Source organism: Bacillus kalamii (assembly GCF_047238185.1).
Classification (GTDB): domain Bacteria; phylum Bacillota; class Bacilli; order Bacillales; family DSM-1321; genus Bacillus_AD.
Genome location: NZ_JBDFMI010000001.1, coordinates 1,213,943 through 1,225,661 on the forward strand (window position 1 = coordinate 1,213,943; position 11,719 = coordinate 1,225,661).

General features: G+C 45.2%; 11 protein-coding genes. 7 read left to right on the forward strand and 4 right to left on the reverse strand.

Features of this window, described 5'->3' with window-relative positions; translation table 11 throughout:
* Positions 1-107: 107 nt before the first annotated feature.
* On the reverse strand, positions 108-551 hold the full coding sequence (locus tag ABC357_RS06075; RefSeq protein ID WP_412886644.1) for a hypothetical protein: 444 nt from the start codon (positions 549-551) through the stop codon (positions 108-110).
* Positions 552-900: 349 nt separating this feature from the next.
* Between ABC357_RS06075 and ABC357_RS06080 the strand changes: the two genes are divergently transcribed.
* Positions 901-2,301, forward strand: a complete 1,401-nt coding sequence (locus ABC357_RS06080; RefSeq protein ID WP_412886645.1) for an MBL fold metallo-hydrolase — start codon at positions 901-903, stop codon at positions 2,299-2,301.
* 257 nt (positions 2,302-2,558) lie between these two features.
* Here the strand turns inward: ABC357_RS06080 and ABC357_RS06085 are convergent, their stop codons facing one another.
* On the reverse strand, positions 2,559-3,461 hold the full coding sequence (locus tag ABC357_RS06085; RefSeq protein ID WP_412886646.1) for a DUF2935 domain-containing protein: 903 nt from the start codon (positions 3,459-3,461) through the stop codon (positions 2,559-2,561).
* Positions 3,462-3,885: 424 nt separating this feature from the next.
* On the opposite strand from ABC357_RS06085, the gene ABC357_RS06090 reads away from it, so the two are divergent.
* The 6 genes from ABC357_RS06090 to ABC357_RS06115 all read left to right on the forward strand — a co-directional run bounded on the left by ABC357_RS06090 (position 3,886) and on the right by ABC357_RS06115 (position 9,241).
* Positions 3,886-4,980, forward strand: a complete 1,095-nt coding sequence (locus ABC357_RS06090) for an ABC transporter ATP-binding protein (protein ID WP_412886647.1) — start codon at positions 3,886-3,888, stop codon at positions 4,978-4,980.
* Positions 4,981-5,006: 26 nt separating this feature from the next.
* Positions 5,007-5,894, forward strand: coding sequence for a carbohydrate ABC transporter permease (locus ABC357_RS06095; protein ID WP_412888590.1), 888 nt, complete (start codon positions 5,007-5,009; stop codon positions 5,892-5,894).
* Positions 5,891-6,703 carry a carbohydrate ABC transporter permease gene (locus ABC357_RS06100; protein ID WP_412886648.1) on the forward strand — a complete coding sequence of 271 codons (813 nt, stop codon included), beginning with the start codon at positions 5,891-5,893 and terminating at the stop codon, positions 6,701-6,703. The genes ABC357_RS06095 and ABC357_RS06100 overlap by 4 nt, the downstream gene beginning before the upstream one ends.
* 37 nt (positions 6,704-6,740) lie before the next feature.
* Positions 6,741-8,087, forward strand: a complete 1,347-nt coding sequence (locus ABC357_RS06105; RefSeq protein ID WP_412888591.1) for an ABC transporter substrate-binding protein — start codon at positions 6,741-6,743, stop codon at positions 8,085-8,087.
* Entirely contained in the window at positions 8,087-8,794 is a 708-nt protein-coding gene (locus ABC357_RS06110) for a glycerophosphodiester phosphodiesterase family protein (protein ID WP_412888592.1), read from the forward strand. The genes ABC357_RS06105 and ABC357_RS06110 overlap by 1 nt, the downstream gene beginning before the upstream one ends.
* A gap of 108 nt (positions 8,795-8,902) precedes the next feature.
* Positions 8,903-9,241, forward strand: a complete 339-nt coding sequence (locus ABC357_RS06115) for a YrdB family protein (protein WP_412886649.1) — start codon at positions 8,903-8,905, stop codon at positions 9,239-9,241.
* 53 nt (positions 9,242-9,294) lie between these two features.
* Here ABC357_RS06115 and ABC357_RS06120 read toward each other — a convergent pair whose 3' ends face one another.
* Together ABC357_RS06120 and ABC357_RS06125 are read right to left on the reverse strand one after the other, a co-directional pair.
* Positions 9,295-10,482, reverse strand: coding sequence for a hypothetical protein (locus ABC357_RS06120; protein ID WP_412886650.1), 1,188 nt, complete (start codon positions 10,480-10,482; stop codon positions 9,295-9,297).
* 45 nt (positions 10,483-10,527) lie between these two features.
* Complete coding sequence (locus ABC357_RS06125; protein WP_412886651.1) at positions 10,528-11,712, reverse strand: amidohydrolase; 1,185 nt, start codon at positions 11,710-11,712, stop codon at positions 10,528-10,530.
* Between the last annotated feature and the right edge of the window lie 7 nt (positions 11,713-11,719).

Genomic DNA, 11,719 nt, shown 5'->3' on the forward strand with positions numbered 1-11,719 from the left:
GAGGGCGACACGTTTTACTAGATTCATACATCCTCCAAAAGCAATAGAATAGAAAATCTTTCCGTTTCTGATTCCACAGTATTGTCTTCTCCAATTAATCTGCTATTTTACCTGGCTAGTTCAATCAATCGATGAACATTTTGGGCGCTGTTATATACCGTAACGGAAGTCATCAAAACGATGAGCCATATTCTGCTTTCCCACACGGCTTCCCACAAATTTTTGCCATTCCGATAATGATGAATAGTTAGCCAAGTGCAGAATGTTGCAATTGTATAAAAAAGACTATACGTCTCTTTTTCCTGATTTATGGCTTTCTTCATGTCATCGACCGATACATATTCATATTTGGACAGGTGGAGTGTATAGTGGTGAGTCTTCATACCGAACGTATTCATCTGTTGGACGCTAACCACTTCGTCATGAATTGATTCAATACGGTATCCTCCCGGCAGAATGCATAAAACTTCCATATAAACATAGAAAAAAAGGATGATGAAAAGGATCATCACAAAAGAGTGGATGAATGCAATAGGTTTGTATATAAGCATGTAGATGCTCCTTTTGTATGGAATTCTAGAACTTGCTAGCGAATGAAGTAGGTTATATGTATAAACACTTTAGACTGTATTCTATAATTATCCAAAAAATATAAAGCGATAATAGGGCGGGTGCTTTAATAAGGGTCTCTGACTATATTAACATATTTATCTTCGAATGGTATTTTTAGGGTGTTGAATACGTTTGTTCAGTCTTTTTCTAACATGGATCCTATGAATATGTTTTGCCTATAGAATACCGGGTAGAGTATTAGAAGCCACATGAAAAACATGTAATGAGGATCAAATTAACAATCTACTATAAATATGGAACTAGTGAAGTGAAAGGAGCAACTTACTTATGTTATTGCGTTATTTTTATGATGAAAAACTGGCACATGCCTCTTATATGGTCGCTTGTCAGGCTACAGGCGAAGCGATGGTCATCGATCCGATGAGACATATCGATCCTTATCTGAAGGTAGCGAAGGAAGAAGGATTTAAGATTACTGGTGCAGTCGAGACACATATCCATGCCGATTTTGTATCGGGATCTCGTGAATTGGCCCATCATTGCGGTTCGACATTATACTTATCGGATGAAGGTGGTGAGGATTGGTCCTACAAAAATCTTGATGGTCTAAACGTGCAATTGTTAAAGGATGGAGATACATTCCGTATCGGCAAGGTGAAGTTCGATGTGGTCCATACACCTGGGCACACACCAGAAAGTTTATCCTTCCTTTTAACGGACGAAGGAGGAAAAGCCGATGAACCGATGGGCATTTTTACAGGCGATTTCATTTTCGTTGGAGATATCGGACGCCCTGATCTGTTGGAAAAAGCGGCAGGAGTGAAGGACTCCTCGCGCAAAGGGGCGGAAGATATGTTCCGTTCCATCCAGAACAGCAAGGAATACGCTGATTTCCTTCAAGTATGGCCAGCGCACGGAGCAGGAAGCGCCTGCGGTAAATCCCTTGGGGCAGTTCCTTCATCGACGATCGGCTATGAAAGAAGATTCAATTGGGCATTTCTTAATAATCAAAAAGAAGCATTCATTGATAAACTCTTGGATGGGCAGCCGGAGCCTCCGCACTATTTTGCACAAATGAAAAAAGTGAATAAGGAAGGTCCGGCTTTGATCCGCTCGCTGCCGGAGATACATCTTTTCCATTCCTATCAGGAGCTCGATCAATTGCTTACCGGTGAGACACAGGTGATAGATATCCGGCCTTCAATAGATTATGCCCAAAAGCATATTCATGGAACCATCAATATTCCGTTGAATAAAGGGTTTGCCAATTGGGCTGGATGGCTAGTTGAATATGAGAAACCGCTTTGTATAATCGGCCATGTACAGGATTTGGAGGAAGTCCGCACCGCCCTTTATTCTATTGGGGCAGACACATTCATGGCGTTCGGAGACATTGATCGTCTGCTTGCCGTTGCTCCAACTGCCGAAAGCTACCGCAATGTGGAGCCTAAAGAAGTGGTAGAGGAGGTAGATGGGCAACAAATCAATGTATTGGATGTCCGGACAAAGGCTGAGTGGAATGAAGGACATATTATGGGAGCGCAGCATATCATGCTTGGCGATTTGCCTGATCAGATTCATTCGGTTAATCACGATAAACCGCTTATGGTTCAATGCGGATCCGGTGTCCGTTCAGCTATCGCAACATCTATCCTTCAGGCCAATGGAATCCATGACGTGTTGAATCAACGGGGAGGCTATGCACGCTGGATTCACGATACGGAGTAATAATCAGCCTTATCCCACTATATAAAATAAAGAATCCATAAAAAACAAGAATGCGCATGTTATGGCATTCTTGTTTTTTATGGGGACGGATTTTGTGATTCTGTTGGATGCGATTAGCCTGCTCATGGAATAGCGATTTTTTTTCGTACAGAAAAAATAGGGCGGATTCATATGGCTCAGTAATCGAATCGATTAGCAGATAAAAAATACCTTCAAGTCGAAGGAAAGTAGTGTTGTCTTATTGACCGTTGAAACGGTTACAGTTGTTCTGCTTCTCTCTTTGTATTCAATCGATCTTCTAATATTTGGATCATATAAAGGAAATGCCCTGCTTCTCTTACTACATGGTCGGCCAAGAGGGGATTAATGACGCTTTTAATTTGGCAGGTTTGGATTAACTCCAAGCCTGCTTTCTTGAATTCCTGTAATTCTGTAGTTGCATTTTCACTATCTTTATTCATTTTGCCGATAATGGGGTATGTAGGCTGCTTTCGATATAGCATGGATTCTACATCTCTTGCTTGATTTAATAACGTTTCAAAGTCATCCCCAAACTTGAGGGCGGTTTTCACTAGATTTCGTTCGGATTGATCTAGTAAAGAACCGATAAAACGGGAATGTTCCATCATGATCCGCAACCAGAAAACATTTTCATTGATAATGGCATCCTGAATAGGCTCAAGGATGCCTTTGTTGAATTTTTGAAGTGTTTTCATGAAGTACTCGGCTTCCCGGGCAATATGGTCGACAAGCAAAGGAAAATTAAAGCCGCTTACTTTGCAATTGATGATTAGGATTAGTAGATTTCGTTTGAAATTGCGGAAACCGTATACTAATTCGATGCTCTCTTCATTCAGTTTTCTGACTAATTCTACATTATGTGCTGTCTTATACGCTTTCTTTTCCTGTTGCTCAAAATAGTGGTAAAAGCGCTGTGCTTGTTGAATCAGATTCTTGTCTTTTTGATTAAATCCTTCCCCCAGGAATAAGGCATGTTCCTTCATGATCCGCAGCCAGAATTGATTTTCAGTCAGTGATCGTTCTATAAATAATTGTTCGGTGAGTGATTCGGGCTTTGCGGCAAATGATTCTGGAGCAATTAACATTTGATTATATTGCTGCTCTGTAATATGGCCGGGTATCGAACCTTGGTTTGGCATAGAATTCCTCCTTCGTTCTACATAGATGAAAAGAATTGCTCAACAACCCATTAAAAAGGAGATGAATGAAATGTATGGTTACAGCTATACAATGAATAGGGATGTCAGGCAAATGACGTCACTCTATTTTCATGTTATTAGCAGCTCAACTGTTTTAGACCTTTCTAAACAAGTGAGCCAGACCTGATTTTTTCCCATATAAGACTATTTCGCAACTATTTTCCTGATAATTGTAAATTCTATTTTAACAACTAGTTCATAAATTATTACATAACCTCTAAAGTGCCTCAACATGAGCCCTTTATCATAAAGTATGGAGATTCGCTCCGTTTCGGGGTGAAAGGAGGCAAAAAATGCACGTATGGGAATGGAAAAGCTATTGAAGGAAAGCAGATAGTTCCTGAATTGAAAGGGGTGTTTAGGAATGAAGTCTTTGATTTTGGAGAATTTGCGGAAGAAGTATGACAGTGAAGAAGTGATTAAGGGCATTGATGTAAGGATTGAAGCAGGGGAATTCTTTGTGTTGGTCGGTCCGTCCGGATGCGGGAAAAGTACAGTTCTGCGGATGATTGCCGGTCTTGAGGAGATTACCGATGGTTCCCTGTGGATTGATGGTACATATGCCAATAAGCTTCAGGCCAATAAGCGCCAGCTGTCGATGGTGTTTCAAAACTATGCGCTGTTCCCGCATTTGAATGTGGAGCAGAATATTATGTTCGGGCTGTATACGAAAGGTTTATCAAAGGTAGAGCAGAGAGGCCGATGTTTGGAAACGGCGGAACTGCTGGGCTTAAGTGAATTACTGAAAAGAAAGCCTCGCCAGCTGTCGGGCGGACAGCGGCAGCGGGTTGCACTGGCCCGGGCGATTGTCACACAGTCGCCGATTTGTTTGATGGATGAGCCTTTGTCGAATCTGGATGCGAAGCTGCGGGCAAAAATGCGCTCGGAAATCCGCCAAATCCAACGCCGGTTTGGCTTGACGATGGTTTATGTGACGCATGATCAGGTGGAAGCGATGACGATGGCCGATCGGATGATGATTTTAAATCATGGGGTTGTCCAACAGGTGGGCAAGCCTTTGGATATTTACAATGAGCCGGCCAATACATTTGTAGCGTCGTTCATTGGCTCCCCACCAATGAATTTGAGTGATGCAGCATTCGAGGAGGGGAGATGGCGGCTCCCCTCCGGACAGGCACTTTTGGCAAGCGGAAGGGCCGGGCAGCGCGGAAAGCTTGGCGTCCGCCCCGAGCATATTGTCCGTGCTGAGCAAGATGTAAGCTTTTTTGCCGAGCTCCTGAATGTGGAAGTGCTCGGGACAGAAACGTTAATCAGCTTTGCGATGGGGGATGAACAATGGATTGCCCGCTGGCCCGGCCAATGGAAGCTCTCTGTGGGACAGCGTGTGCCCTGCTATGTGGCGCCTGAGCATATCATTCTTTTTGATGAGGATGGGGATCGATATCGCGGAACTGCTAGCGGCAAGGAATTTGAAGACAAACAGGAGGATGCACTATGAAGGCGGAATTCGCTAAACAGCCAGCCATGAAAGCAGGTCGCACCAGCTTGTTCAGCCACTTTTCAGGGTGGCTGTACCTGGCACCTTCCATTGTTCTGTTTGGCATTTTCCTTGTCTATCCATTGGTCCGTACGTTTTATTTAAGTGTTTTTCGGACAGATACGCAGGGCAAGCCATTGTCGTATATCGGAGTGGATAATTATTCGCAGCTTTTTCATGACTCTGGATTTTGGCAAAGTGTGCAGGCAACAGTCGGATTCGTGCTTTACACAGTGCCTTTGACTGTGGTCCTTTCGCTTGTTTTGGCATTACTGGCCAATGAAAAACTGCGCGGCATCGGGCTGTTCCGTACCTTTTTTTCTTCAACGATGGGAATGAGTGTCGCAGCTTCTTCTGTTATTTGGATGTTCATGTACAATCCTTCTATCGGAGTTGTGAACAAGCTTCTGGAATTCTTCGGTTGGAGCGGCATACAATGGCTGCTGGATCCGAAGTATGCGCTCTTTTCGGTATCGTTGGCGACGGTTTGGATGAATCTCGGGTTCACATTTCTCGTTCTCCTCGGCGGATTGCAGAATATCGACCGGACACTCTATGAAAGTGCAAGGATTGCAGGGCCGGGCTATTGGTATCAATTGCGGAAAATCACTTTGCCGATGCTGTCGCCAACTTTGTTTTTCGTCATCATCGTGACGTTGATCAATTCATTCCAGACTTTCGGGCAAATCGATATTCTGACAAAAGGCGGGCCGACAGATGCGACCAATGTCATCGTCTACAGTATCTATAAGGATGCATTCATCAATTATAATGTCGGCGGAGCGAGCGCCCAGGCTGTTCTGTTGTTTGTATGCGTCCTTGTCCTGACTTGGCTGCAGTTCAAGATCGGTGAAAGGAGGGTCCATTATCAATGAGCATGGTCCGAAAAACAAGTGTCTACCTGTTGCTGGTTTTATGTGCCGTCCTAGTGATGTTTCCTCTTGTGTATGCCCTGTCCATTTCTTTCATGAACAGCGGGGAGGTTTTGCAGGGAAAGTTGCTGCCCAGCTCTTTTTCATTCGACAATTACAGCAAGGCATTTGAAAGGGTACCGCTGCTTCGTTATCTATTGAACAGCCTTGTGGTGTCGCTGATCGTCATGATTGGGCAGCTGGTATTATCCAGTCTTGCGGCTTTTGCCTTTGTGTTCATTCCGTTCAAGGGGAGGAACCTGATTTTTTTCCTGTTCGTGGCGACCATGATGGTGCCGTGGGAATCGACGATGGTGCCGAACTTTCAGACAATCCAAAGCCTCGGCTGGACGAATACGTATTTAGGTCTATCGGTTCCATTTTTTACATTGGCGTTTGGTACATTTCTACTTCGGCAAAACTTCAAGAGCATCCCGCATGAGCTTTATGAAGCGGCGCAGGTGGCAGGTGTCGGGCGTTTCTGCTTCTTTTGGAATGTAGTGCTGCCTGTATCGAAGACGAGCCTAGCCACATTGGCCGTTTATGGCTTCCTCACCACATGGAATATGTATTTATGGCCATTGCTTGTGACGAATACAGAGCAGGCCCGCACTGTTCAAATTGGGATTAAGCAGATGCAGTCGAATGAAATCGCCTCCGATTGGGGTGTTGTTATGGCGGCTGTCATCCTGATTGTTGTTCCGACACTTATTCTATTGTTCTTAGGGCAAAAACAATTGCAGCAAGGGCTGACACAAGGTGCACTTAAATAGGGAAAGCAATAACCAAAAAATGCTTGGAGGAAAAATGATGAAAATCAGTTGGAAAAAAAGGATTCTGGCAGGTCTTTTCAGTGCTGCTCTTATGCTGGCCGGTTGCTCGGGAAATGACACGAAGACGGAAGGGGAAGCCACGAAGACAAAGGATGGCAAGACGGAGGTTGTCTTTTGGCATGCGATGAGCGGAGATGCCGAGACGGCCCTGAAGGAACAAGTGAAGGATTTCAATGAATCGCAGGATACGTATGAAGTGAAATCGATTTTCCAGGGCACGTACGAAGAAGCGCTGACTAAATTCAATGCCGTCGCAGGAACGAAGGATGCCCCTGCGATTATGCAGACTTTCGAAGTAGGGACGAAATATATGATCAACAGCAAGAAAATCACCCCTGTACAGACCTTCATTGATAAAGAAAACTATGATACGTCCCAATGGGAAAAGAATATATCCAATTACTATCAAGTCGATGGCAAGCAATACTCTATGCCTTTCAACTCATCCACCCCGATTCTTGTCTATAATAAAGATGCATTCAAAAAAGCGGGGCTTGATCCGGAAAAGCCGCCCCGTACGTATGATGAGTTGAAAAAAGCGGCTAAAGCATTAACCATAAAGGATAAATCGGCAACAAAGCAATATGGTTTTTCTATCCTTAATTATGGCTGGTTCTTCGAGGAACTGGTGGCAGCACAGGGCGGCCTTTATGTGGACCAGGAAAATGGCCGAAGCGGCGACGCTAAGAAGGCTGTCTTTGATGGCGAGGAAGGAAGGAATGCCTTCAATCTGATTAAGGATATGTATGATGAAGGCACGTTCATGAATGTCGGCCAGAACTGGGATGATATGCGGGCTGCGTTCCAATCCGGAAAAATAGCCATGTTCCTTGATTCCTCTGCAGGGATCCGTGCACTAGCTGATAATTCGCCGTTTGAGGTCGGGGCTTCGTATTTACCGGTACCTGATGAAGGTAAACGGGAAGGAGTCGTGATTGGCGGGGCTTCACTATGGATGGGCTCCGGCATTTCCGAGGAAACGCAAAAAGGGGCTTGGGAATTCATGAAGTATGTAGCTACGCCGAAAGCGCAGGCTAAATGGCATGTAATGACAGGTTATTTTGCAATCAATCCGAAGGCGTATGACGAGGCTGTCGTAAAGGAAATGTGGGCAAAATATCCGCAACTGAAGGTTACAGTCGATCAATTGCATGATACGAAGGCAACATCTGCGACACAGGGCGCATTGATTTCCTCCTTCCCGCAATCGCGGCAAAGTGTTGTGTCAGCGATGGAAAGTTTATATCAGGGAACAAAGGTGAAAGACGCACTGAAGCGTGCGGCAGAGGAAACAACGAAATCGCTGGGGGAGGGCGCAAAGTGATGGAGCTATACGGCCATAGGGGATATAGCGCTAAATTTCCTGAAAATACGATGGCTGCATTCAAGGCCTCTGTTCCATACGCCGAAGGCATTGAGTTCGATGTTCAACTGTCCAAGGACGGCGAGCTGGTTATCATCCACGATGAAACATTAGACAGAACGACTTCTGGCAAGGGAATGGTCAAGGATGAAGATTATAACAGCATCAACTCGCTGACCATTAAAGGCGGGAAAGAAGATTACTATGTCCCAAGGCTGGTGGATGTTCTCGAATGGGCAAGGGATCTGAAGGATTTTACATTGAATATTGAGCTGAAAACAGACTTGATCCCATACGATGGCATGGCTGAAAAAGCATATGAGCTGGTGAAGGCATTCAATATGGTCGACCATACTGTATTCTCCTCCTTTAACCTGACAACTCTCGAGGAATTGCGTGAAGCGGCGCCGGATGCCCGGATCGGAATCCTTCTTCATCATCGGATACCCCGCATTGAACGATGGGTAAAGGAGCTGGATGCCGAGGCCATCCATTGCACGCCAGACTTTCCGTTTACAGAAGAAGCGCAAAGGCTCCGCCTGCACGGAACAAAGCTGCGGGTCTATACAGTGGACGATGTTGAAACGCTTGACCTGTTGAACGGCAAAGTGGACGTGATTATGACCAACGAAGTCAAGATGCTGAGGAAGCATCTCGATCAACAATAGTAAAAGGCAAATACCCCAGGTTTTGGGTATTTGCCTTTATTCATTTCTTGGAAAACAGGAGAAGCTTATCCGTATGCAGAAGAAAGTAGAGAATGGGAGGTGCGTGTTATGGTATATGGCATTGGGCTTGGGCTGCGGTTTCTATTGGAAATGTGCGGGCTTGCTGCATTAGCTTACGGGGGATTTTCGACTGGAAACAGTTATGTGTGGAAGCTTCTGCTTGGCATGGGAAGCCCGCTCCTGATGGCGGCCATATGGGGAATGTTCATTTCACCGAAAGCTGCGATTCCGGTGAAGGGGATGGTGAAATGGTTGCTTGAACTGCTTGTGTTTGGGCTGTGTACCTGTGCTTTATTGGCAGCGGGAAAGCCTCTGCTATCCATTGTTTTTGCTATGCTCGTTATGATCGATTGGCTCATTTTGTATGTGTCCAGGCCTGCTGCATAGGAAGGCAAAATAAAAGGAACTGTTCTGAAGGAATACAGACAGTTCCTGTTCATCTATAGCGTTTTGATCAGTATACTTGCTACCACTACTGAACCAATGGTGACGGTGGAAAAGCCGCCAACTAGCATCGGGGTTAAGATTTCATTGAAAATTTGTTCCTTTTCTTCCTTTGTCCTGCCGACACTGCGGCTGACTTCTTCACAGACAATATAATCCGCCGGAAAGCCGAATGTGGCAGTGAGTGCGACCGGTATGGCCTTTAAAGGATCCCATTTGAATAGCTTGGCCCCAATAAAGGAGCCTGCCATCAGGCCGATAATCCCAACCAGTAAAATCATAAATACTTCGGGAAGGCGGGCGATGAACATTTCAAATGTAATATCATTCATCATAGCAATGATGATCACTATGATGCCCGCCATACCGATTGTGAAACTGTTGGAGCGCTCCATGACTCTTTCAGGATAAAAGCCGATCAGCCTTCCGATAATCCCGATTGCCAAGCCCCATAAGCTGTACGGAATATTTGTGTAGTGTTCAAGTACAACAGCCAAAGACCCGCCAATAAACAGCATGAAAAGCAGGACAAGATTGCTTTGGTACTTTTCAGGGATAATCATTTTTCTTTTAGCGGGACCATTTTCTTCGTCATCCAAATCTCCTGTAATGGCAGTGGCTGCGACGAATTGCTTATTGTCTATGGCCGCCCGCATCTTTAATGCGTATTTACGCAATACAAAAGAGGCTAATGGGATGCCGACTAGCGATTGTAAGGCAATAATTAAGGCGGGAATCGTGACGAGATCTGAAAAACCAATGTTCTTTAAACCTTCGGAGGTTACCATGACGGCAATGATGCCTCCATTCAATGGACCTGTTCCAGCCACGGCTGTTTTATAATCGAATACGAGAGAAACAGTGGTTAGGATGAGTGTGGTCGCAATAACGATTCCGATAAGCGAGATGACAACAGCCCGCCACTGTAGCTTGACCATCTTGATTGGGATCAGAGTGCCCATATGGACCAGGATGGGAGCAGTACCCAAGACAGCGCCTACTGTCAGGAAAGTGGAGTCTTCAATCAATGTTTTGGGCATGATTCCCGTCCATATTAAGACAAGGTACCCCATTAATGCAATAAATAGCATAGGCACGCGCGCTTTAGTGATTATAGAAATAACTTCCCCGACTGCCACCAATCCCAAAATAACCATAGTGGCAATGATTGGTTCATGTATCATTATTTTTCCCCCATCTTCGCTTAGTGTATTTAGCAATGATATTAATTAGGCCATTTTGACCGGTTCTGCCAACAGCTTTAGAGAAGCGGCGATGAGAAGGTTTACCCCTATTTCAAGGGATGTTTCATCGATGCTGAAACGTGGATGGTGATGAGGGAAATTTAAGCTCTCATCTGAATGGGCGGCACCGATTCCGATAAAGCATCCGGGAACTTCCTGCAAGTAGGCGGAAAAATCCTCTCCGCCCATGAATGGGTCCACATGAAGAAGGTAGTCTGGGCCGAATTCATCCATGATGATTTCTTCTATTTTTTGGGTCAATACAGCATCATTAAAAACAGAGCTGTATCCAAAGGTGTATTCATATTCATAAGTGGCGTTATGGGCAATTGTCAATCCGGAGATAATCTGTTCAATTAATCGGGATGCCTGCAGTCGGACCTCCTGTGAAAAGCTTCTGATGGACCCGCCGATTGTAATCGTATCAGGCACAATATTCTTCGCAGTTCCAGCCTGGAATTCTGTAACACCCACAACTGCCTGGTCTTTTGGATTGATATTGCGTGCAATAATATGCTGGAGATTCGTCACAATCTGAGATCCGATGGCAATGGGATCTATTGTATCCTGAGGCTGTGAAGAATGCCCGCCCTTGCCGATAACCGTCAAATCGAATGTATCCGAGTTGGCGGTGAAATGCCCGGTGCAGATACCTATTTTTCCAGCAGGGATCATGGTGAACACGTGCAGGCCGATGATTTGGTCCACACCCTCCATGGCACCTGCAGCGACCAGCTCCTTTGCCCCGCCGGGAAACATTTCTTCGGCATGCTGGAAGATGAAACGAATTTCACCATGCAATTGGTGCCGATATTCTGTCAGCACTTTGGCAGCGCCTAGCAGCATAGCTGTATGGCAATCATGTCCACAGGCGTGCATCACGCCTGGATTATTGGAGGAAAAGGGGACATTAGCTTCTTCCTTGATAGGAAGGGCATCCATATCTGCCCGCAATGCAAGGGTCTTCCCTGGGTAGGCGCCTATTAGCCTGGCTATTACACTTGTCTTGGTTGGACGGGATATTTCTAAGCTTCCGAACGTTTTCAATGTGTCAAAGACATAGTTTGAAGTATTGAACTCCTGGTAGCTTAATTCCGGGTTTCTATGAAAATGGCGTCTCCATTGAATGACTTGGTCCATAAGGGTTTGGCTAACATTTTGCCGATCCATACAATAA